Below are 24,631 nucleotides of genomic sequence, written 5' to 3' on the forward strand. Positions count from 1 at the left end.
AATCGTTTCCTGAAAGGAGGGGTAAATTGAAAAATCGTGAGGGGCAGATGCGTTTCGGCCCGAAAAAGGCCTTCCTGATGCATTTAAACGCTGAAAATGTTAAAAATGTCCGACCCAACCCTGCTGTCCACAGCATGGGGGGCAGTTGTTCATTTGGGGATGGGCCCGAATTGGCTTAGGATGCGCACGATGCGTGTCAGCCGAAGGCCGGGACCGTGGGGCACAAGGGTGCCAGCGTCACGTTGCTTTTCGAAAAATTCAGGCAGGACTTCAACAAAAAAATCGGGCCGGTCATTCGGCGCCTTCGGTGTTCTTGCTGTATTCGGACGGGGGGTAGCCGAACTCTTTCACAAAGCTTTGACGGAAGTATTTGAGGTCGGAGAAGCCCACCATATAGACCACTTCGAACACTTTGTATTGATGTGACTTCAGCAGACGGGCCGCCTCCTGCATGCGCAACGAGCGCAAGTATTCCACGGGCGTGAGGCCGGTCAGCATCTTCACTTTTTTATAGACCAGCGTGCGGCTCATGCTCAGCGCTTCACACAGTTCGTTCACGTTGAACGCCGGGTTGTCGAGGTTGGCTTTCAGGGTGTCGTAGATGGAATGCAGAAACTTTTCGTCCACGCCGTTCACGTCTTTCGGGCTTTCGGCCACCGGTGTGGCCTGGGTGAAGAGGTTGCGATAGAATCGCTTGAGGTTCTCGCGCAGCTGCAGCAGGTTTTGGATGGTCAGCGACAACATCTCCGGACTGAATGGCTTGGTGATGTAGGCATCTGCGCCGCCTTCGATACCTTCTTTGTGATGCGTGTGCGACGTGCGTGCCGTGAGCAGAATCACAGGAATGTGGCTGGTGCGGAGGTTGGCTTTCAGTTCGTGTGTGAGTTCGATGCCATCCATCTCGGGCATCATGATGTCGCTGATGATGAGATCGGGGTGATATTCGAGGGCGAGGGCCAGCGCGTCTTTTCCGTTGTCGGCTTCCAGAATGCGGTAGCGTTTTTCAAAATATTCTTTCAGGAAAGCGCGGATGTCTTCATCGTCTTCGGCGATGAGCACGCTTTGCAATCCTTTTTTGGCTGCGTTGTCTTCTTCCGATTCAGCAAGCACCAGCGTGGGCAGGGGCGCATGGTCTTCGTGCGGCGCAAACAGAAATTTCTCCGAATCCTTGGGGGCGCACAGGTCTTCGGGTTTGAAATGATCTTTGCCCAATAACAGCGAGATGCTGAACACGGAGCCTTTTCCCTCCACACTGTCCACCAGAATTTCGCCATGATGCAAATGCACCAGCTTCTTCGCCAGGGCCAGCCCGATGCCCGAACTCATCGGCCCCGAGTCGTCGCCTTTATAGAACCAGTTAAAAATGTTATGCAGCTGTTTCCTGGGAATGCCGATGCCATTGTCGGAGACGCGGATCACCACCCTGTCTTCGTGTGGTTGCACGGCTATGCTCACCGCGTTTCCCTTGCCGATGTATTTAAAGGCGTTCGACAGAATGTTGGTGACTGCCATTTCCAGCTTCTCGGTATCAAACCATACTTTGATGGAGGGCACTTCGGATATGAACTGGAAGTCGATGTTTTTTCGCAAGGCCAGTTCCTTGAAGGTGATGTATACTTCCTCCACGAATGTGACCACATTCTCTTCGCTCACCTTCAGCACCACGTTGCCGCTTTCAATCTTGCGGTAGTCAAGCAGTTTGTTGATGAGGTTGAGCAACTTGTGGGCGTTGCGATAGACCATCTTCAACTTGCGCCCGGTAGACGTGTTGCCTTCGCGCATCACCATCTCTTCGAGCGGGCCGATCATGAGCGTGAGGGGCGTACGGAATTCGTGCGACACCTCGGTGAAGAAACTGAGCTTCTCGCGCACGCGTTGCCGTTCGCGCTTGCGCTGCGCCTTTTCAATTTTCAGACGCTTGCGCAAGGTGGCCTGCTTCCGCCGCACCAGCAGCACCGTGCCGCACATTCCACCCAAAACCAGCACATAGAGCAAATAGGCCCATGGCGTTCTCCAGAAGGGTGGCAGAATGGTGACATCAACACTGGCATAGGCATCGCTCCACGTGTTGTCCTGGTTGGAAGCTTTCACTTTGAAGGTGTATTCGCCAGGTCCGAGATAGCGGTAAGTGGCAGATCGCTGGTTGCCCACATAGTTCCATTCGTGATCCAACCCCTCCAGCATGTAGGCATACTTGTTCTTCTCGGGATAGCTGTAGTTCAATCCCACAAAATCAAACGTGAACACCGATTGATCGTGTTTCAAGGTGATGTGTTGCGTCTGGCTGATGACCTGATCCAACACAAAATCGTTTTCATTTTTGGCGTTCACCTCCACCGGTTTGTTAAAGAGTTGAAGACCGGAGATCATCACCTCGGGTTCCTTCAAGTCTTTCATCACCTTCTCGGGATAGAATATGTTGAGGCCCATAGTGCCGCCAAAACACATGTAGCCGGCAATGTCGTTGTAGACCGCCGAGCCGGTATTGTACTGCCCTTCCTGCAAGCCGTCGTTCACGTCGTAGTTTGTGAATTGCTGTTTGTCTTTCTCGAATTTCGAGATGCCTTTGTTGGTGCCCATCCACAGGTTGTCGGCGTTGTCGATGAGAATGGAATAGATGGTGTTGTTGGCCAGCCCGTTTTTGTTGTCGTAGCGTTTAATGGTTTTGGTGCGGGTGTCGTAGCTGTGAATGCCCCCGCCGCCCGTGCCGATCCACAAATTGTTCTGGCGGTCCATGCTCAAGGCAAACACCACGTTGCTGTGCAACTCGTCTTCTTCTTCGGAGGGATGAAATAGACGCTTGCTCACTTTTGTTTCGGGATCGAACTGATGCAAGCCGTCGCCATAGAGGCCCAGCCACAGTTTCCCGCTGCTGTCTTCCGTGATGGCGCGAATGTCGCCATATTGCAACGACGAATTTATGCCGGGGGGATTGCGGTAGGTTTGCGTGGCTTTGTCCAGCAAACACAATCCACCCCGGTTCGTGCCCACCCATATGTTTTTCTTGGAATCTTCAAAGATCACCCGCACATCTCTCCCACCGGTCTGCGACGGACTGCCGACAAACGGATAGTTTACAAATGCATCACGCTTTTCGTCATAGCGAAAAATGCCTTTCGAATAGGTTCCGAACCAGAATGTGTTTTCATGATCGCGCAGCGCACTCAGCACAGAGTTGTCGGTGAGGCTCCCCTTTGCACCGTCGGCGGTGTAGTGGCGCACGGTTTCGCCGTTCAGTTTTGATTTGTAGATGCCGTTGGCTTCAGTGCCAAGCCATAAATAACCATTGGGGTCGTAGGTCATGCCGCAATACTGCACAAAGCTGGATGCGGTCTTGAAATATTGCTTGGTCTGGATTTTCACAAAGCGTTCTTTCACACTGCTCTTCATGTAGATGCCGTCGCCAAAGGTGCCCATCCACAGGTTGTCGTCTTTGTCTTCGTAGAGCGACTGCACGGTGCGTTTGGAGATGTCGTAGTCTACCAGGTTTTCGATATGACGAATGATCACGTCTTCCGGGGCGCGGCTGGTCAGTTGACGCAGGTCAAGCACAAACAACCCTCCGCCCTGCACACCAATCCATAGGTTCTCGTGACGGTCGGCCAACAGGCTGAAGATGTTTCCCCCCGCGATACCCGAGCTTTTGACGTTGAACGTATAGAACCGGTTCTCCTGACGTTTGTAGAGCACCAGCCCGTCGGCCGTGCCAATCCACAGGTTGCCCGAAAGGTCTTCGGCAAAACAACGCACATTCAACGACGGCAATGCTTTGTTGTCAGACAGGGTCTCCTGCCGTTTCACCACTACGCCATTGCTCACTTTAAATACTTCGAGCCCGCCATCTTGCGTGCCCACCCACAACAGTCCGTATTTGTCTTCGTGCAACGCCAGCGTCTGCGTGCTGGAAAGACCCGGCAATGTCATTTGGTTATAGGGCGTGAACACGCCCGTTGTTTTGTTGAAGGAGGCAAACCCAGCCGCATACCAGGCGATCCACAAATTGTGTGCACTGCCTTCGGTGATGAAGCTCACATCGTTTTGCGGCGACGAGCTACCGCCTTTTGTTGGATGGTGTTGATAGAGCGTGAATTGTTCGCGCAACCGGTCAAAATGGTGAAGACCTTTGCGCGACGATACCCAGAAGGAACCTTCGGAGTCTTTGAAAATATTTTGGACAAAATTGTCGGCGAGGCTTTTCGAATTGTCGGAGTCGTGTTTGAAGATCTTGAACGAATAGCCGTCGAAGCGATTGAGGCCGTCTTCGGTGGCAAACCACATGAGGCCCTGATCGTCTTGCGTGATGCTGTTCACCACGCCCTGCGAAAGACCGTCCTTGATGCCATAGCGTTTCACACGACTTTCCGGCTCCTGCTGGCCAGCAGCGCTTAATGTCATCAGCAAAAACAAACCGGCGATCAACCTCATGGTGGTCAGAAATACTTTTTCCAAACATACTGAAAAAAGAAAGACAATCGCAGGGGTGTTGTCGCTCATCCCAAACCTGCACGCTCTATATTATTATAATAAGGCAGCCAGACGGTGTGGAGTTGCGGTGCCCGATCAGGCCTTGTGCCCGAATCAACGATCGGCTATTCGTCACGCAAGCTCTTCACGGGATTCATCGTTGCTACGTCAAACACCTTGTAGCCTATGGTGACAAGCGCTACCGCGAATAAAATTCCAATAGAGACCAGAAACGTTAGTCCGTTCACGCCCTGGTAATATTTCCAGATCGTGCCCATGATGGTGTTGCACCAGGTGAATCCCGCCCAGGCGCCTACAACAGAGGCCACAGACAGCACGATGATAAATTCCATATTCACTGTGCACATGATGCTGCCCACGGAAGCGCCTACAATTTTCCGGATGCCCATCTCCTTCATACGCTTGATAAGGTTCAACGACACCAGGGTATAAAGCCCCGTGGCCGAAAGTAACATCGCCAACGCACCCAGGAAGCTGTAGCCATACACAATGCTCATGTTGAGCGCGCTTGCCTGTTGCAGCACCGACGACAAACGGTAGCCGTTATACAGACGATTCGGGAACAGTGCATTCCATTGCGTATTCATAAACGCGTTCACCGAAGTGACATGGTCCATGCTTGTGCTCACCACAATCTGACTGTAACGTTCCGGCAACACATAGCGGATCATCATCGGTTCCATTTCACGCCAGAGTCCTTGGGTATAGACATCTTTCACGACACCTACCACGTAAAGCTTCAGCGAATCGTGCCAGACAATTTCTTTTCCCAGCGGGCTCTTCCAACCAAAAAGGTCGGCCATCTTTTGTGTGACGATGACAGATTCACGTCGATCGGTTTCTGAATCTTTAACAAAGTCGCGACCAGCCACAAGCTTAATGTCCATTGTTTTCAAATAGTTGTCGCCCACTTCAATGATGTCTACGTCCACGTGCAACGAAGCATGCTTCACGGGTTCGTGTGCCCGGTTGGAAAAGATTCCGCTTTGGGCGCCGGCCACGGAAAGCACTTCGGGATTTTGTTGCAGTGCGTTACGATAGGCATTAAATTCATGCTCGTCATTCACCCAGGCAATAATGGACCCGCGAACATCGAAGCCCAGGTCATACTGTTGTTGATAGCGCGCGTTCTGCAGTAACCCAATGGCGCTCACAATGGTGATGAGCGAGATGGCAAACTGCAAACCCAACAGCGTGCGTGTGAAATAATTTGTGCCGCCCAGTTTTAATTTGCCTTTGAGTATGCTCACCGGCCTGAACTTGCTGATATAAAATGCAGGATAGCTTCCGGCCAGGATGCCCGTGAAGAGAATCATGCACGCCAGAAAAATCAGAAAAGACGGATCGTCAAAATAGTGTGGCGTCAGGTGAATGTTGTTCGCGGTCATGATATTCCAACCTTCAACGAGCAAGTCTGCCATGCCAACACCCACAATCAGCGCCAGAAAACAAATGCACGTGGTTTCGCCGATGAATTGCACGATGAGCTGCCAGCGCAGAGACCCCATGATTTTGCGCATACCAATCTCTTTCAATCTGCGCGACGCTATGGCGATGGCAGTGTTGGTAAGATTAAAACACGCAATCAACAGAATGAACACACTCATGATGGCGGATCCGACAATCGCAGCGAGTGGCGGCGCAGGCCAGGTGTTTGCCTGAACGTCTAGTGCCCTGTCGTGATCGGCCATGGTCGCAAAAACATCGAGCGTATATTCTTCTACCTGAAAGTCGCTTCGCACGGCATTGTTGTTCGCTTTGTATCGTTGCAGCTGTTGGTGCACGTGGCTTACGCGCGCGGGGTTGTCGAACTGCACAAACAGCGTGCATTCTTTTCTCCAATCGTCTTCGCGAACTTCCGTGTACTCGTCTTTGTGATTGTCGAACGGCATGTATGCGGAGCCTTCCTTCTTATAGAAACTGGAGTTCTTGGGCGGCTCTTCAAACACACCGGCAATGCGCACTTCCTTCAGATTTTTTCCATAGACCTGCGTAATGGTTTTTCCCAGCGCCTCCCCGGCGGAATGAAACAATCGAATGGCCATCTCTTCGCTCACAAATACATTGGCTTTGTCTTTCAGATCCGATGCAGTGCCCGCGATGAAACGAAATGTGAACATGTTGAAGAACGCAGGGTCCACATACGAAAGGTTTGCCGCAAACAGATCGTCGTTGCGTTTGAAGGTTGAGCCGGAGCCGGCATACCGCGATGATTGATTTATCTCCTTCATATTTTTATCCACCACCTCGCGCAAAGGCAACGGTGCGTAGCCATAGGGCGTCAGGGTGTTTTCAAATTTTCGCACGGCACTGACGCGATAGATGGTCTTGCCGTTCTCATGCGAAGCATCAAAGGTGCTGTCGTATTCGTAGGCAAAGTAGCTCACGATGCAGCAGGAGATGGCGATGCCCATGCCAAGCACGTTGATGATGATGAAGACCTGGTTCTTCATCATGTTTCGAAAGGTTATGAGGAGATGGTTTTTTATCATGATGGTGCGTATGTCAACAAATATGCCACAATAAACCCGCACTGGAACGGATCAAAAGCTATTGCCTGCAGCACTCGTCCGCATGTGAACATTTTGCGACCGGAGGCGATCGACCGCGCCGTGTTTGCCATTCCTGATCCTATCGGATTTGGATTGCCCGTATGCCCTCGTCTACTTCTGGTAGAGTTCCATTTCGTTCAGCGCCACACAGAAATCGGTTATCCATGCGCCGGCAGCATCCACATACAGAATGTTGGGTTTGTTTCTCTTGTTGATGGTGCCGTCGGCGATCCACGCGCTCACATTGCTCACCAGATATTTATTGCCGCGCAGCGAAAGGTCAATGATGCTGCGATGCTTTCGGATCACATTGGTGAGCAGGATGGCACCGTTGAGAATGGGGCTTATGTTGTCGCTTTGAAAGTCGTTGCACACCATGGCTGCCTCGTCGCTGCTTTGGCTCAGTTGCCAGTCGAGCCGGATCAGTTCGTTGTTGCGTGCGCCTTCATTCAAGCCCTTGAAAAATGTTACCTGCCGGGCCAGCAATTTCGAAATATCGTTGGTGGCTGCGTACTCGCGTCGCAGGTTGAGGAAGGCCTTTGACTGAAGGGGTTGCATGGTCGAAGAGTCGATGCTGTGGGTCGGGTAGGCATATTTTTCGAACGTGACGATGGCTTTGCCAGCCAGTTCGCGCAACGTCACGCGGTCAATGCTTTGTTGTCGGTTGTTAAACATCACGTCGGTTCCCAGGGCATCGGCAATGAACCGGGCAATGTCCTGAGTCGGTGTTTCTTTCTGGCAGAAGTGCGACAACGTTAACACAACAAATTCCTTTTTATTCTCCTTCAGGAAATTTTTAAGCCCGAGCAGCACATCCGAAAATTTCTCACCATAACCACCGCCCATAGCATCGGCCATGCAATCGGACGAACAGTGTTTTGTATACAATACCCCTTTATAGGGACCGACGCGAAGATCAAACATCCGAAGCCCTGCCTTGAGTTGCCGTTCGATAGTTTGAGTTTGCGTCAACACATTGCATTCGTTTATAGAGCCAGCATTGATACCGCCCGTGCCGCTGAGCACGCTCATGCCCGCGTCGTGTGAACCGGGCATCACAATATCCTTCAGGGTATAGTTCGCTTTCGCGGGAAACAAAATATCTTCCTGCCAGCGCGCGGGATTGTAGTTGGAGAAATAGCTCAGGTAAAATTTATTATCCTTTCCCACAAACGACACCACAAACTTCTTATCGTCCACGGCGCACAACGAAACGGGCACGTCGGTGGAATATTCATCGGGCAATTCGGTTTGACTTTTGGGAATCTCCGTTGTGCCCGTTGCAGCATAATAGAGATGATCATCTTTTTTGTCACCTCGCCACACATAGAACAGGCGTGTAGAATTGAAGACGTGGTAGAGTGCTGGTGAAATTTTTGTTTTGAAATGAATGGTCGTTTTGTCACTCCACGTTTTGGAGTCGAGCGCATAGTCGGCGCTGTAGAATTGTGCGTCCTGGTTTGCGCCCTTGAAAGTGACACGGGCGGTGTGGTCGTTCAGTGCCACAACAAACGGATAGTCGCTGCTGCCCGACACGGCAATGGTGTTTTGTTCTTTTGCGCGCAGCGTGCCGTCGGCCGTGGCTTCAAGCAGCGCGTGCACCATGCTGTTCTTGTCATCGGCATGTGATACCATGAGGATGGTGTTGCCAAAGGCCGCGCACGACACGCCGCCCTTCAGCTTCACGGTGTTGGAGAATGCCACGGTGTTCACGTGCGCAACGTCGAACGTGCTGTCGGAATTGTTGATGATGTAGCGTAGGCTCCCGTCGCTGGCAATCCAGAAGGCATAGAGTCGGCTGCCCAACACGCGCAGCACAGGTGCCGCGTTGGTTTGGCTGGTGTTCACAACCTGGATGTCTTCCGAAAATTCCGTAGCGTCCTGCTTACCCAGGTAGGCCACGCTCACCACCGCGTCGTTGCCCATGCTTTTCCAAACCACAAAGAAGCCATTCTTGAAACGGGTGATGTCAACCGCTTTGTCGGTGCGGGCATGTGGCAAATAGTTGACGGGGCTTCCAAAGGTGAGGCTCTGTGCACGGAGGTTGACCGGCAACAGAAAAGTCACAAGCATGAGCGCTCCAAACAAGTTAAACTTCATAGTGTTGAAGGTACTAAAAATGAAAAAGAACTTAACACCTCACCCCAACCCTGCCCGCGGAAATGTTTTCGTCCAGGAAATAAAGTAGATTTGCAGAAACCCTCTACCGGCATGCGAGCCAAAATTCTAACCTGTTTTACCCTGTGCTGCTGCGTGCACGTTGCCGTTGCGCAGGACGCCAACTACTGGTCCACACCCTATTCTCCTGCGGGCTTTCTTGTGCCCGGGGCCGTCATCGCTCACAATGGCGACAGCGGCGTGTTCTTCTATAACCCTGCCCTACTGGCCGGTTCGCGCAAAAATTCGGTGTCGGTAAGCGGCACCGTCTACAACTACGATCATTATACGATAAACAATGCGCTGGGTGCCGGCAAAGATCTCCGAAGCCATGGCGCGTCCATCATTCCACAAATGGTGTCGGGCACACTCGCCCTGAAAGGCAAGCGCTCGGTCACGTTTGGCTATGCGTTGCTTCATGTGCCGGTCATCAACTTTCAGGCGTCACAGCAGCGCGACGACAAGTTCAATGTGCTGAACGATTCCTATAGCCCGGGCGACGAAAGTTTTGTGGGACAGGCCAACATCAGCAGCACCATCAAAGAAACCACCGGCATTGTGAGTGCAGGCTTCAAGATGTCGCCAAAGTTTTCGGTGGGCCTGTCGGCGGAAGTGCAGTTGCGAAAACATGTGTACAACAGAAGTCTCACGATGCGGGCGCTCTACAACGCAGGGGGATTGTTTGGTGAATTTGCAAACGTGCAGGAAGCCTACATCGCCAACTATTCACACATCGGTCTGCGATTCAAAGCGGGCTTTGCCTACGACGCTGGCCGTCATCACCTGGGCTTGCTCATTTCGTCGCCCCTGGTTCATCTCTATGGGCGTGGCTACATTCAATCCGACTTCATCATCAGCGACCTGATCGTCGACAATGCCGCCGACACGTTGAATCTGTTTGCCAACACACGCCAGGAAAAATTGAAGGCACGCTGGAAAATGCCGGTGAGCGTGGCCCTCGGCTATGCCTTCGACTACGCAAAGGGCAAGGTTTATGTAGCCGCAGAATACTTCCGCAAAGTGGATACCTATGGCGTCATCACACCGCGAAACGAAGTCTACATACGGCCCGACGACGAACCCCAAAACTATACCTCCGAACTGCTGCGCTTCAAAGATGTTCGCCGCGCGGTGTTGAATGTAGGCGTAGGCCTCAGCTACTCATTCAACCCCCAACTGACGGGATTGGTCGGCGTCTACACCGATTTTCGCTATGCCGACAATGACCTCGACCTCAAACAAAATTCCGGAAACGGAAATGCTTACAACATCTCGTACTGGAGCCATCTCAACTCCCAGATCGGTGTGAACATCCAACGCCGGAAGTTCAACCTGCGCACCGGCCTGCTGCTCACCTATGCGTCAACCAATAAGTATCCGCAGTTTGTAGACTTTAGCCAGCCTCACGAAGACAACTTCCTGGCAGGGCAGCCCGGCCTCACCACGGCAACACACTTTTCGGCGGGGTTCCTGTTTGCATACGTACACAATCTTTAAACAGACTCTTTCTCATTGGGCATCTTAACCCTAAATAGGTAAGGTCCGGGAAGCAGTTGCCCTTGTCGCATTCTGCAAACATTCTCCCTCACCTCATCACCGTGCTTTTTTCAGGAACGCGCAAAAATAATTGAGCAAACTATTGCGCAGGTATTTGCCTGCCTATATATTAGCAGGCAAATACCTGCATATCCCATGAAAGCCCGACGAGATGTATTTCAAGCCATTGCCGACCCCACGCGCCGGCAGATCATTCACATGCTGGCCGACAAGCCTTTGAATCTCAATTCCATTGCCGAGCAATTTGACATGAAACGCCAGTCTATTGCCACGCACATCAAAATTCTAACGGAGTGTGGTTTGCTGGTGGTGCGGCAACAAGGAAGGGAGCGCTTTTGTGAAGCACGCCTTCAAACGCTGCACGAGGTTTCGAGCTGGGTTGATCAATACAAGAAATTCTGGCACCAGCAGTTCGCGTCGCTCGAAAAATACCTGGACAAGGTTCAAACCATGCCCGCGCGCAAGTCACCGACGCGTGAATCGTCCGTGAGCAAATCGCCGAAGGGCAAAACAACAAAAGGTAAAGCAACAAAATCCCGTAAGAAATGAATACAAAAACCAACCTCGAACACGTCGACCTCGTCATCACCCACGAGTTCAATGCACCAAAGAAATCAGTGTTCAACGCCTTTGGCAGCGCCGAAGCACTTGCCGAATGGTGGGGACCTGTGGAGTGTAAAAACTCCGTCATCAAACTTGATTTCCAACCGGGTGGCATCTTCCATTTCAAGATGGAGAAAGACGGCGCCGTGAACTATGGCCGCTTCCTCTTCGGCGCCATCGAGCCATACGATTTGCTGGAGTTCACCAACGCCTTTGCCGACGCGGCCGGAAATGTGGTGAAGGCCCCGTTCGACATTCAGATTCCTGCAGAGATTTTCTATAGGCTTCGTTTCAAAGAATCACAAGGCAAAACCATCATCACCTTAACCGGCACGGCTGTGAACGCGACGGCCGAAGAAACCGCGACGCTCAAGGCGATCACCGCCAATGTGCAGGAAGGATTTGCCGCAACGTTCAGGGCTTTGGAGAAATACTTGAAAACGGTGCGGGCATAATCCATAAGGAATCGAATCACTTCTTTCGCTGTGGTTGTTGCTGTGTAGAGCAATGTATCCCGCCGCCGCTCCAGTTCAAGGCCATGGCGTCGATGAAAACAATTTCGCGCCCGGGAAAGTGTGTGGCGAATATTTTCCGCACACGCTCTTCCTTCTCCGGCGAGGAACCTGTGTTGGTGTAGGTTGGTACAAGCACAAGGCCGTTGGTGACGAGGTAGTTCATGTAGCTTGAGGCTGGCACCCGCAGCACCGTGTCGCCTGCATGAGGCGCTTCCGATGCTTTGAAGGAGCGCACCCTCATGTCTAACGATGTCTTCCAGTCGTCGACGGTTTCGCGTGCCACCACTTTTTTGGCGACCAGATCGGGCAATGGAACTTTCACGATGTTGAAAGATTTGCCGTCCTGATCGCGTGCAGCTTCCAGAATCTCCAGGTTCTCCGACATGCGCTCGTGGTTCATTTTGTTAATGGTGTTCAGCGCTTTCTCTTCCTCATCAACCCAGGCCAGCAAAATGGTGTTGGCATTGGCAAAGCGAACAAACTCGTCGGTGTGGCCGCCGGTGCCGCCGCCCACATAGTTATCTGCGATTCTTCGCATAAAATGCCACGGGTCGTCGGCAAGGCCCTGCTTCATCCAGATGATATTGTTAACACCAAGCACTCTCTTAAATTCAGGTTCAAGTTCTTCTTTGCTTTTGCCGGGGTTGCGTTTAAAAACCGTGGCTTCGCAGAGAATGAGGGTGCCCTTGCCATTCACTTCAATGGCACCGCCCTCGTGCGCGACCCAGGTCTTTAGTGCCGTGGCGTTTTCGGCAATGGCCATAAGACTGTCTACCTGGCCTGTCATTTTTGTGCGCACGGGTTTGAAGTATTTGTTAACGCTGTCCACGTTGTTGTCGAATTTTTCCTGCAGCCACTGTGGATAGCCATAGCCGTTCCACGCAAAGTCGGCTACGCCAAGTTCACCTTTGCTGTTCACCAGGAAGGCGGCGCCGTGGTCGCGTATCCAGTAGCGTTCGCCGGGCATCACGTAGAATTGCAGACGGGTGGTGTCGATGGAGTGTTCTGACAAAATGTGTTTGGCCACGCGCATCAGGCTGTCGGAGTCTACGGCAATCTTCACCTGCACATGGGGCATCAGCGCGTGAATCACGTTGAACACCACCGGGTGATAACTCTCGTATTCATCTTCCCAACCCAGCCACACCGCGTCGTGAGGTTCCCATTCGGCCGGCATGTAGAAATCTGTCTTTTCTGGTTTCGCGCATGACGCGGCGACAACCACGATCAAAAGAAAACGAAAGAGAATATTCATTGGAAAGAGGGTTTATTAAAGGTAAGCATAGTCAAAAATTAAACACCGTACGTACCGGTAAAATGTTCATGCAAATGATTTTCTTTGAAATCTCAAAATCCCGATCGTCACGTGATAGCCAACCCGCTCATTTCATATTTCGATGCCCTCGTGCCCCTGACAGCCGACGAACAAGACGACCTCGCCGTGCGTGTGGCCGAACAGGTTTTGAAGCGAAAAGAATTTGTTCTGCAAGCCGGCACAGTGTGCCATCACTATACGTTTGTGGTGGAAGGGTGTTTAAAAATGTATAGCATCGACAACGCCGGCAAAGAACACAATCTTCAATTCGCCGCCGAGAACGATTGGATGGCCGACATCAGCAGCTTCTATTCCGACAAACCCAGCAAGCTTTTCATTGAAACACTCGAACCTTCGCGCATCCTGATCATCACCAAAGATGACTTGCTCTTTCTCTACAAGCAATACCCCAAGTTTGTCCGCTATTTCAAGGTGATCTTTGAAAACAAGTTTGTGGAGATGCAGAATCGTGTGCTCCAAAACATCAGCTCCACAGCCGAAGAACGATACCTCACCTTCCTGGAACAATACCCGAACCTTTCCAATCGCATACCCAGCACGCAAATAGCATCCTACCTCGGCATCACCCCGGAATTTCTCAGCAAGGTGCGCAAGGACCTTGCCGGCAAATGATAGGTGGACAGGCGCGGGTCATATAGCGGCTCAGCCTGATCCAAAAAATATCATTCAAACCTGAATTCTTAAGATACATTAAGATCTATGTTTTGCAGGCGGCGCACCTTTGCCCAAGACAAAACCAATGACGAAATGAACAATCTGAAAGAAGAGCGCAAAGGATTTGATTCCTTGGGACTTAGTTATGCCGTGGAAGCCGACGTTCGTGTAGAATCTGCCATCTTCGGTGGCGTGACCAGCTACTGGTTCACACCCCCAAACATTGCCAGCCCCGAAGTGGTGATCTATACTCACGGCGGCGGATACATATACGGTTCCCTCAAATCGCACCGTGCCATGGTGAGCCATTTCGCGAAAGCGCTGGGCCGCAGAATTCTGTTTGTTGAATATTCGCTCGCGCCCGAAAAAACATTTCCCACGGCGCTGAACGAGACCGTTGCCGTGATCCAGCATTTGCACCGAACATTTCCCGAAGTTCAGTTCAGCCTCATGGGCGACAGCGCCGGTGGAAACCTGGCCCTTAGCGTGGCCCTGAACCTGAAACAATTGGACGCACCGGCACCTCTATATCAAATCCTGCTCTCACCCTGGCTGAACATGGACACCGTTTACCCCAGCTATTCGCAAAACGAAAAACTGGATCCCATCATCTCGAAAGATTTTCTTCGCTATGCTGCATCCCAATATGCGGGAGGTAAAGACATAGGCCACCCACTGATGTCGCCGATCCATGGCGACTTCCGTGGTCTTAGTCCCACGCTGACGTTGGTGGGTGCGAAAGAAGTTCTGCGCGACGATTCCCTGGTTCTTCACGCTGCGTCGGTGAAAGCGGGTGCCACTTCGGTATTGCAGGTTTTCGAAAACGCCAACCATGTGTGGATGCTCACAGACATTGAATCGAAAGACAGCAAAGATGCCCTTCGCGCCATGCAGGAATTTCTTACCCTCCAGGAGATTGCCGACATTAAAGTGATGCCCTAGGATGCGTCGTGTGTGCGGGGAGCTTGAATGAATACCTCTATGCCATCCGTTCGCTAGTCGGCTTCATGCTTATTTTTCCAGCGGTCATACCGTTTCCGTAGCAAGTACACGGCGTTTTGACCTCCCTTCTTCTGACCGAAGGTGTTGAGGTCCAGATGGGGTTTTGACTCACGTTCCTTTTTATAGATGGTGATGAAGGCGCTTGTGGCACGTTGCTCCCCACACCGGTTGTCGCCACCAGCGTCCGACCCGGCTTCAAGTGCCTTCATCAACACGTCTTCAAAAGAGAGATGTTGACGTTGGCCGTCCACTACGGCGTCCATCACGTTCTGTAGCACCGAGTCCGTTGTGAGGGTGTTGCCCTGCACCGAGATGCCGGGTGCTGTGAGGGCGCCGCCCAGGCTATGCGTTTGCGTGCCGGTGTAGGTTGAGGGTTCAAGATGACGCAGGGTTAACACAGCATACTGTTGCCGTTCAGGATCGAACGACGGGTTGCGCAGTGCGGCGATGATCTGGTCGGGTGTTGCGTTGGCCACGATCATCTCCACGCCCCGCTCACGGGCATCGTTGTTGCTCATGGCCTGCACCACAATGGCCCCAACGCCCGGCACAATGTGACCGATGCCATAACAGTTGGGCGAGCACGACGCACCGGCAATGCCAATGGTGCCGGTGGCCGAGTCGATGATGATGACAGACCATGTTGCCTGTGCCGTGTGGCTGATTATTAATTGCATCAACAGGGCTATTGCCGCGAGCTTTAAATAGCGCATAGTTAGAAAGTACGTCAGACAAATTTACACTGGAATCTGATTGGTCCGGCATACACCGACCAGCCATTGTTGTATCCAACCGAAAACCCGACTTGGCCCGCAAACCTCCCTCATCGAAACCGGGCGTTCGCTAAGTAAAAGGTCCTGTTCACGAAGTGTTGCTACAGGCGCCTTAAGCACGTGGATATATTCGAACATGACTCCACGAAAGATTCTATCGCTGCTGCCCGTCACCTTGCTTTGGGTGCCGCTCATTTTCTTTTCGCTCCTGCTCTCGCACAACGCCATGCTCTATTTCACGCACGGCGGTGAATACGGAATCCTCCCCGAAAAACGCGTCGCCCAACAAGACATTGTGTGGCTGACGGCCTTCTATGTGCACCTCCCTGCGGGTGTGTTTTGCCTGCTCAGCCCCTTCTTCCTTTTCACGCGACGGTTCTTCAAAGGTGCGCTACCGCTCCACAAGACTATCGGGAAATTATATGTTTGGATCACGTTGTTTATTGTTTGTCCTACGGGCATGTACCTGGCCCTCTACGCCAAAGGAGGGTTCATCACCCAGGTGGGATTTATGTTGCAGGGTGTTTTGCTGGCCGTGTTTACCTATCGCGGGCAGCAGGCCATTCGCGGCGGCGACAAGGTGGAACATTTTCATGCCATGATCCGCTCCTACGCCGTAGCCACAGTTGTGCTTACGTTCCGCATTTACCACATCGTGTTCTTTCTTCTCAACGTGCCTTACCAGGACAACTATGCCATCTCGCAATGGCTCGGGTTGTTTGGCAACATGCTTCTGGCAGAGCTCATCATCTTGTTTACCCTGCAGTCAAAAAAAATAAATACACTAAAATCCCTACCACTATGAAACCCATCCGAAAAATCTTTGCCCTGTGTGTCATTGTCCTTTCGATTATTGTCTTCTGGCTGATGCCCGGAGTCAACACCGCCAAAGACACCACCTATGTTCGTCGCTATGAAGATACCAGCCGGGAGTCTGACTCGCTGGATCAGAAACACAGTTCAAAAAGCAATAACACGAAAGTGGTGCGGCAAAAGAAACTTTACAAAACAGAGAAGATCCGTTCGATGGATAGGTTCGCCAAAATTTCACCAAAGGTCTATAGTCGGGCCATGCAGTTTGATGAGATCCAATACCTGACGAAGGATTCCATTCGCAGCCGCGATTCACTTCGCAGTCTGGTGTTGCGGAATATGAAGACGCGTCGCGTGGATACGGCAACGGTTGTGCATTAGTACGTTGGTTTTTCTGGCGTGAGGGGCCATACCTCACGCCAGTTTTTTTCATCCCCCCTACTCCTGTCTCAGCGACTGGGTTGGGTTGGCCGTGGCGGCGCGGAAGCAGATGAACCCAACCGTGGTGATGGAGATGAGGGCCAGAATGACGAGCGGCACCAAATACACATCCCAACCCGGCGAAATATGAAACGCAAAGTCCGACAGCCAGCGATTCACGCCAAAGTAAACAAAGGGAATTGCAACGACATAGGCCACCAGCAACAGCTTAATGAAATCGCGCGAGAACAGTGCAAGAATAGTCGGCACCGAAGCACCTAACACTTTGCGTATGCCCACCTCCTTGGTGCGATGCACCACAGCGAAGATTGAAAGTCCCAGCAACCCCAGGCAGGCGATCACAATGGCAAGACCGGTGAAGATCCCAAACACAGCGCCCAGGCGTACGTCGGAGTTGTATTGACGGTTAAAATATTCGTCCAGGAAAAAATACTCGAACGCGTTGTTGGGAAACGCTTCGTCATACAGTTTCTTCACCGCATCAATGGATGCCGTCATGTTGCCGGCCTCGAGGTGCACGGAGATGTAGTTCCAGGAGAAGAACTCGGGCTGGATAAACATCATGGGTTCGTAGTTTTCGTGCAGCGAAACCTGGTGATAGTTTTTGATGACGCCCACAATCTCGCCGTGTTGCTCGCGCGGGCCCATGCCGAACGCCACCTTTTCGTTCACGGCGTCTTCGGGTTTGGCATAGCCCAGTTTGCGGCTCATCAGTTCGTTGATCAGAATTGGAGCTTCCTTGTCGTATACAAACAAATCCTTGTCCGTGAACCCGCGGCCTGCCACCAGCCCAATGCCAAAGGTGGACAGAAAGTTATCGTCGATCGACTTCTGATAACAATTGAAGTCCGACTCCGGTCCCTGGCTCAACTTGCGTATGCCGTTGCGCGAGAGCAAAACACGACCGGGCACGCCGTTTGAAACGGATGCATTTTTCACGGAAGCCAGTTGACCCAATTCGCCTTTGAACCACGTGATGTGGGTCATGATGGTGGAGTCGAACACCGCCGGTGTCTTCAGCACCAGCACCTGGTCTTTTGCATAGCCCAGATCCTGATTCTGCATGAACGACAGCTGACGATACATGGTGATGGTGCCCGCAATCAGAAAAATCGACAGCACATATTGAAATGACACCAGCCCTTTGCGCAACCATTGGCCTGAAGCCGATTTATAGAACTTTCCTTTCAACACCTGCGCGGGGTTGAACGACGACAACATCAGCGCCGGATAGGCTCCCACCAAAAGTGTTCCCGCCAGCAGAATGATTGCCGCCAGAATCAAAATGCCCGGGTTGGCAAGCAGGCCCTGCTGATAGAGCACAGCGCTGATCTGCTTTTCGACAAGCTGTTCGAAGAGCGGCATTGTCACCAAAAGAATCGCAGCCGCCAACAACATGGCCATCGCGTTTACCAGGAAGGCATCAAAGAAAAACTGAACAACCAACTGTCGCTTGCTGGCACCTACTACTTTGCGTAGCCCCACTTCCTTGCTTCGCTCCAGCGATTTGGCCGTCGACAAATTGATGTAGTTGATCCACGCCACCACCAGAACAAAAATGCCCAGCAGTCCCAGGAAATAAACAATGCGCTCGCTGCCGTTGGTGTCCTGCTCCAGTGCAAGGTTTGACATGAGGTGTATGGAAGGCACTTTTTGCAATGCCATGCGAATGTCCCATTTGTATTCGCGCTTCACGTCGCCGAGATACTTATCGACAAACGCAGGAAACTTGTTTTCGAATGCCGCAGCGTTTATGCCGGGCTTCAGCAACACATAGTTATAGAACTCGGGCCACCGCCATTGATCATAGCCCCACTTTTCGCCCAGCGAAGAAAACGACACCAGCACGTTGAACGAGAGGTGAGAGTTTTGAGGAATGTCTTTCATCACACCCGTCACGTTAAGGTTGAGCTCACGGTTCAGGCTGAGCTGTTTACCCAGGGCTGGCTCGTTGCCAAAGAATTTTTTGGCGACCGATTCAGCGATCACCACCGAGTTGGGTTCTTTCAACGCGGTGGCAGGGTTGCCTTGCAGCATGGGATATGAAAACATGGTCAGGAATGGCGCATCGGCGAGAAACATTTTCTCTTCGTTGAACGCCACGGCGTTGCCACTTTTGTCTTGTGTGGAAAGCGTGACGGAGCTGATAAAGAAATTGGTGCGGGCCAGGCGCGAGAAGGCCTCCACTTCGGGGAAGTCGGCTTTCATGGCCGGGGCTGTAGCGGGATGGTTGGTTGCCGACTCGTGTTGTGAGTGGTCGGCGTCGAGATTACTAAGCGTGACGCGGTAGAGCCGGTCGGCATTGGGGTTGAACACCTCATAGCTCCGCTCGAACTGAATGTATTGATAGATGAGGCCGCACACCGACAACCCGATGGCCAATCCCACAACATTGATGGTTGAAAACACCCGGTTCCGCACAAGGTTGCGCCAGGCCACGATCAGATAATTCCGAATCATACGCTATATGTTTCCACTGGTGTTGCCAAATTCATTCCACCTTTCGCAACCCGCTGCAACGGATTGTTTCGGCCCTCTTGCTCCCACGGTACGGGTGAGGTGTATCCGATTTTGAAGTGCAGGGGTCCGAAATCGGGCGGTTGCCGGGTTGGACAAGGACCCCTTGCCGGATAATTCCGAATTGCATTATGGTGCAAAATGAAATTGTAAGCCGTAGGACTACTTGTCCTATGGTGATGGGACTATCCTTCCTATCACTATGGGAGGGTAAGTCCTATCACTATGGGAAAGGGAATCGTATTGTAATGAAATTCGTCTTCCTATTGTAATAGGACTTTTTCATCCCCCTGGAGGGAGACATCTATTTTGTTGCTAGCCTCTATTACTGAACTAGTCGCGCACAAAAAATCCCGTGCAATACTTCTCCCCCACCTTCACCCTTATAATGTACATTCCCGGAGACAACGACCGAACGTCAAACGCTTCGTTCTGATTGGTCATGGTCGCGCGATCGTACACAGAAACGCCCGGCAAGTTCACGATCTGAATAACGGCGGTCTGTGCCACCGCATCGTTCGCTTTTATGTTGACATGATCGGCGGCGGGGTTTGGATAGACCTGAAGGCCCGTCTCATCGCCTGACGATGCATCCGGCAATTCGGATGTTGATGTAAACGTATTGGCTGGGACTCGTGAGGTAGCACCTGATGATGTGCTTTCCGAAATGTCCAGCACATTGATGTAGGTGAAGGTGGAGCCTGACGCAACGTTGAAGGCAAGGGTGATGGTGCCTGAGGTGGGCGCAACATCGGCAAACACAATGGTCTCGGTGGTGTTGTTGGCAGTTTCAAGAAGTTGTTGCTGGCCGTTGATGGTGAACGTTGCTATGCGCGAGTCGCCCACCGACATGCGCGAGCCAAAAATGCGCAGACTGTAAAGCTTGCCGTTGTCGAGTCCGTTGATGCGATAGCTTCCACCGGCACCCCATCCGTAGTGACTGTCGCTCACAGCAGAAACGGGATAGTCGAGCAATGGCTGTGTGCTTCCGACCGCGTTGTAGGCACCGTATCCGTTGGAAGGATCTTTCACGATTTCAAAACTCAACGTCGTAGACGCTCCCGTGCTTTCTACCAGGTTGGTGATGGACCCTGTTGCGGGCGAGGTCACGTTGTTCCAGCCGGTGAGCAGTGTCTCCGTGCCGGGCGAACCAAAGTCGATCAGGAATCGTCTGCCGCCTTTCGACTCTGCACTGACGGGTGTTGTCGTGGCACTGACTTCTGTGGTGTATGCAGATCCTCCCGCGCTGTTGACGGCTTTGATGCGATAGAAATATTTTTTTTGAGCCGACACGCCGTTGTCAGCATAGGTGGTGACATTGCTCGCGGTGGTGGCGATCACCGCGAAGGCTGCGCCCGTGGTGAGTGATCGTTCGATTTGAAATCCTGTTTCACTCGAGGATGCATCGGTCCAGCTTAGGTTGATCAATGTTGCTGATGCAGCCGTTGCCTTCAGCGTGGTGGGCGCGGCAGGGAGAGCAACACCTTGTGTTGTGGCGCTGGCCTCGGCGGTGTAGCTGGAGTTGCCACCGCCATTGACTGCGCGTATGCGATAATAATATTTTGTGCTGGCGGCAAGGCCGGTGTTGGCGTAGGTGTTGGTGTTTGGTGCCGTGGTGGCCACGAGTGTGAAGCCCGTTGCCGTGGTGAGCGATCGTTCAATTTGAAAGCCCGTTTCGTTGCTGGCGTTGTCTGTCCAGGTGAGGTTGATCTGGGATGATGAAACCGATGATGCCGACAGTGTGGCCGGTGCAGCAGGAGGTGACTGCGGCGTGAGTATGGTGAGCAACAGTTTTGACATGGCCGTGTTACCGGCCTGGTTCAGGTGGATGTTGTCGCCTGAGTTGTAGCTACCGTTCAGTGTTGTGCCCGAGCTCGCTTTTGTGGCGGTGTAGCCATTCACCTGAACATTCGGTTTGCCGTTGTAGTACGCCTGCAAGGCCGACACATTCACGTTGCTCGCCACCACACCTGCCAGGTTCACGGTGATGCCCGCCGACTGAAGTGTGTTGATGATGTAGTCGATGTTCGCTTGCACGGTCGACAGCGCGACACCGTTGGCCAGATCGTTTCGGCCAATGGAGAGCACCACGGCTTTGGGTTTCAGTGCAATCACTTCAGGAATTCGCCTCACCACATCCGCTGAGCGATCGGAGATGCCGGCGAGAATGTTGAACGATTTGCCCGCGCTGGTCATAGCACTTTCAATCCAACGCTGACTGTTGCTGGAGGCGAACAACCCGTGCATGTTGCTATCGCCCACACCAATGTAGTCGGCGTTCTTCATGGCCGTGGTCGACACTTCCCAATTTGTTACCTCACTATTGGTACCCCCAAACTGGTGAAGACAAAACTGGCCGGTGTTGTGTGCTTTCACATAGTTGCCGGCAGTGAAGGTGGGAAAGGTGAGCTTGGTGGTGAACAGTTGTGTCTTGCCGGTGGCACCATCAAAAATGGTGTAGGTGAACGCGTCTTTCGCCCGCGTCACTTCCACCCAATAATAGGTATTTGCCGTGGGTACGTATTTCGTGGTAGACACCATTTGCAGCGATGTCGTCGACTTGTAGTAGAGATAGATGAAGTTTTGCCCACTGTCCCAACCCCAGCGCATGGTCGTCGAGTAAGGGTCGGCCGTATTCACGCTCTGCACACCAATGCCGATGCCGTAGCTGCTCGCATTCAATGTGGAAGGTGTCTTTACTCTGACGCGTACATTCCAGTTTTCAAGACATGTGTAGCGAAAGGGATTGGCAGGATCGTCGTGATAGATGTAGGAGCTGAACAGCGATGGATTTCCGGTCAACACCAGTTTGTCGGTGTCGCGGCTTATGCCCGTGCCTTTTGTGGGGAACCGTGTGGCCGATGAAAATGCTGTCTCGGAAAAGATCTGACCATAGGCTTGTGTGACGGGAAGTGTCGTGGCGTTTGCTTCGGGAGTGTAGGATGAAGAACCCGTTGCGTTGATGGCACGAAGACGATAGTAATAGGTCGTGCCTTCTGCAAGACCAGTATCGTTGTAGGATGTAGTGCTTGCCCGGGCCGTATACAACAATGTGTATCCCTGTTGACTTATGAGCGATCGCTCTATCTGAAAACCTGTTTCATTGCTTGAAACATCTTGCCAGTTTAGGTTGATTTGGGTTGAGCTGACGGCCGTGGCGGTTATGGCCGAAGGCGATGCCGGGGATGCCGGCGGGGCGGCGAGTGTGATGGCTGTGGCCTCCGGCGTAGATGCTGAACTTCCGCCAGCGTTCACCGCTTTCACTCTATAAAAGTACGACGTGCTGGCAGCAAGGCCCGTGTCGGAATAGTGCGTGGTGTTCGCCGCGGTGGTGATGATCCGAACAAAGCCTGAACCTTCTGTCAACGAACGCTCAATTTCAAACCCGGTTTCATTGTCGGAGCCATCTTGCCAGGTTAAGTCGATCTGTGTGGCCGAACTCGCTTCGGCCACCAACGTAGTGGGTGCTGCGGGTAGCAATGGCAGCGTGGTAGCGTTAACTTCAACACTATACGCCGAACTACCGGCTTCGTTCACAGCTTTCAGGCGATAGAAATACTGTGTGCCTGGAAGCACGTTTGTATCAACCTCTACCGTAGCCTTTGCATCGGCAGAGGCAATGGTTGTGAAATCCGAACCTGACGTCGCCGATCGCTCCAACTGAAAAGCCGTCACCTCTCCCGATTCGGTCCACGACAGGCTGACTTGGGATGAGGTGACGCCGACAACGGCTAGCGTTGGTGTGGCCGGAGGACCATGCAGCGTGGTCACCTGAACTTCTGCGGAGTAGGCCGAATTTCCTCCCGCGTTGAGGGCACGCACGCGATAGTGATACGTTGTGTTTGCCGCTGGTGTAGCATCCGAGTAGGTTGTTACATTCGCCGATAGCGTGGCTACCAAAGCGAATCCGGTTGTCGCCGTCAGTGAGCGTTCCAACTGAAATGCAGTTTCGTTGTCAGCATTGTCCGTCCACCCCAGATCAACCTGCGAGGCCGATTGTGCATTAGCCGTCAGTGAGGTGGGCGCAGCGGGTGGCGGCACAAGCGTGGTAGCACTGACTTCGGCCGTGTAGCTGGAACTTCCCTCGGCATTCACCGCTTTGACACGATAGTAGTAGGTAGTGCCTGGCGTAAGGTTGATGTCTGAATACGTTGTTGTGTTGGGTTCCGTAGTGGTCAGCACGGCATAGCCCGCGCCGGATGTTGACGACCGTTCGATTTGAAAACCCGTCTCGTTGGCCGATGCGTCGGTCCAGGCCAGGTTCACTTGTGTGGACGTACGGGCCATGGCCGTCAACGCTTGTGGTGCAGGAGGAATCGCCGTTCCTTCTTCCACAATGTCGAGCACGTTGATGTAGGTAAACGTTGAGCCTGTCGCTACGGCAAAGTTGATGGTGAGCGTGCCCGACACCGGCACCATCCCTTTGAACACGATGGTCTGCGATGTGTTGTTGGCGGTTTCCAATATTTGCTGCTGGCCGTTGATGGTGAACGTGCCCTTGCGCGAGTCGCCCACATAAAGCCGCGAACCGAAGATGCGTAAGTTATAAACCTTGCTGTTGTCTAACCCGCTGATGCGATACGAACCACCAGAGCCCCATCCGAAATGACTATCGCTCACCGCCGACACGGGATAGTCGAGCACTGCCGTTGTGCTTCCCGAGGTGTTGTTAGCCGCGTAGCCGTTTGAGGGGTCTTTCACAATCAACAGACTGAGCGACGACGGTGCGCCCGTACTTTCCACCAGGCTCACGGTTGTTCCCGTTGCCGGCGTGGTCACGTTGTTCCATCCCGACACGGTGGTCTGGACGGAAGGCGATCCAAAATCGATGAGAAATCTGCGAAGCCCGGTAGTGGCCGTAACCACCGGCGTGTAAGCCGAAGCACCCGAGGCATTCGTGGCACGGACCCGATAGTAGTATGCCTTGCCGGAAGCGAGTCCAGTGTTGTTGATATAGGTCGTGGTGTTTGCGCCAGTCGTTGCCACCAGCGCGAATCCACTCTCCGGCGATGTCGATCGTTCAATTTGAAAGCCTGTTTCGTTTGAGGAGAGGTCCGTCCAATTCAGCACGATGCCTGTGGCGGATAAGGTTGATGCGTTAAATCCACCGGGAACAATCGGTTGCGCAAAAGCTAGCACGCGAATGAGCACTAGCATTCCGCAGATCAGTACAATCTTCTTCATGAGGTCTTTGAGATATTTTATCTAATCCTGGGGGGATAAAAA

At 52.5% G+C, this 24,631-nt stretch carries 13 protein-coding genes and 1 pseudogene; 7 read left to right on the forward strand and 7 right to left on the reverse strand.

Annotated features, from left to right (window positions below; translation table 11 throughout):
• Positions 1-291 precede the first annotated feature (291 nt).
• The 3 genes from JI741_RS01185 to JI741_RS01195 form a co-directional block, all read right to left on the reverse strand.
• The gene (locus JI741_RS01185; RefSeq protein WP_202006773.1) at positions 292-4,425 is read right to left on the reverse strand and encodes a hybrid sensor histidine kinase/response regulator transcription factor; all 4,134 of its coding nucleotides are present in this window, start codon (positions 4,423-4,425) and stop codon (positions 292-294) included.
• A gap of 164 nt (positions 4,426-4,589) precedes the next feature.
• The gene (locus JI741_RS01190; RefSeq protein WP_202006774.1) at positions 4,590-6,941 is read right to left on the reverse strand and encodes an ABC transporter permease; all 2,352 of its coding nucleotides are present in this window, start codon (positions 6,939-6,941) and stop codon (positions 4,590-4,592) included.
• A gap of 207 nt (positions 6,942-7,148) precedes the next feature.
• Positions 7,149-9,137, reverse strand: coding sequence for a PI-PLC domain-containing protein (locus JI741_RS01195; RefSeq protein WP_202006775.1), 1,989 nt, complete (start codon positions 9,135-9,137; stop codon positions 7,149-7,151).
• Between the two features lie 111 nt (positions 9,138-9,248).
• Here JI741_RS01195 and JI741_RS01200 point away from each other — a divergent pair, with 111 nt between their 5' ends.
• The 3 genes from JI741_RS01200 (at position 9,249) to JI741_RS01210 (ending at position 11,809) form a co-directional block, all read left to right on the forward strand.
• The gene (locus tag JI741_RS01200) at positions 9,249-10,691 is read left to right on the forward strand and encodes a hypothetical protein (RefSeq protein WP_202006776.1); all 1,443 of its coding nucleotides are present in this window, start codon (positions 9,249-9,251) and stop codon (positions 10,689-10,691) included.
• Positions 10,692-10,886: 195 nt separating this feature from the next.
• Positions 10,887-11,300 carry an ArsR/SmtB family transcription factor gene (locus JI741_RS01205; RefSeq protein WP_202006777.1) on the forward strand — a complete coding sequence of 138 codons (414 nt, stop codon included), beginning with the start codon at positions 10,887-10,889 and terminating at the stop codon, positions 11,298-11,300.
• Complete coding sequence (locus JI741_RS01210; RefSeq protein ID WP_202006778.1) at positions 11,297-11,809, forward strand: SRPBCC family protein; 513 nt, start codon at positions 11,297-11,299, stop codon at positions 11,807-11,809. The genes JI741_RS01205 and JI741_RS01210 overlap by 4 nt, the downstream gene beginning before the upstream one ends.
• 16 nt (positions 11,810-11,825) lie before the next feature.
• On the opposite strand, the gene JI741_RS01215 is transcribed toward JI741_RS01210, so the two are convergent.
• Positions 11,826-13,124, reverse strand: coding sequence for an agmatine deiminase family protein (locus tag JI741_RS01215; protein ID WP_202006779.1), 1,299 nt, complete (start codon positions 13,122-13,124; stop codon positions 11,826-11,828).
• An 84-nt stretch (positions 13,125-13,208) separates the two neighbouring features.
• On the opposite strand from JI741_RS01215, the gene JI741_RS01220 reads away from it, so the two are divergent.
• Positions 13,209-13,817 (forward strand): Crp/Fnr family transcriptional regulator, encoded by a 609-nt coding sequence (locus JI741_RS01220; RefSeq protein WP_236675819.1) that lies wholly within the window; start codon positions 13,209-13,211, stop codon positions 13,815-13,817.
• A gap of 135 nt (positions 13,818-13,952) precedes the next feature.
• Positions 13,953-14,801 (forward strand): alpha/beta hydrolase, encoded by an 849-nt coding sequence (locus JI741_RS01225; protein ID WP_202006780.1) that lies wholly within the window; start codon positions 13,953-13,955, stop codon positions 14,799-14,801.
• Between the two features lie 53 nt (positions 14,802-14,854).
• On the opposite strand, the pseudogene JI741_RS01230 reads toward JI741_RS01225, so the two are convergent.
• Positions 14,855-15,445 (reverse strand): annotated as a pseudogene (locus tag JI741_RS01230) (DUF1028 domain-containing protein); the annotation flags it as partial.
• 325 nt (positions 15,446-15,770) lie between these two features.
• On the opposite strand from JI741_RS01230, the gene JI741_RS01235 reads away from it, so the two are divergent.
• Positions 15,771-16,439: a DUF2306 domain-containing protein gene (locus JI741_RS01235; protein WP_202006782.1), complete on the forward strand. Its 669-nt coding sequence runs from the start codon at positions 15,771-15,773 to the stop codon at positions 16,437-16,439.
• Positions 16,436-16,828 (forward strand): hypothetical protein, encoded by a 393-nt coding sequence (locus JI741_RS01240; RefSeq protein ID WP_202006783.1) that lies wholly within the window; start codon positions 16,436-16,438, stop codon positions 16,826-16,828. Before JI741_RS01235 ends, JI741_RS01240 begins: the two co-directional genes overlap by 4 nt.
• 57 nt (positions 16,829-16,885) lie before the next feature.
• Here the strand turns inward: JI741_RS01240 and JI741_RS01245 are convergent, their stop codons facing one another.
• Both JI741_RS01245 and JI741_RS01250 read right to left on the reverse strand, forming a co-directional pair.
• Positions 16,886-19,348 carry an ABC transporter permease gene (locus JI741_RS01245; protein WP_202006784.1) on the reverse strand — a complete coding sequence of 821 codons (2,463 nt, stop codon included), beginning with the start codon at positions 19,346-19,348 and terminating at the stop codon, positions 16,886-16,888.
• Positions 19,349-19,738: 390 nt separating this feature from the next.
• Positions 19,739-24,589 (reverse strand): fibronectin type III domain-containing protein, encoded by a 4,851-nt coding sequence (locus JI741_RS01250; RefSeq protein WP_202006785.1) that lies wholly within the window; start codon positions 24,587-24,589, stop codon positions 19,739-19,741.
• Positions 24,590-24,631 lie beyond the last annotated feature (42 nt).

This window comes from Chryseolinea lacunae (genome assembly GCF_016735595.1).
GTDB lineage: Bacteria > Bacteroidota > Bacteroidia > Cytophagales > Cyclobacteriaceae > Chryseolinea > Chryseolinea lacunae.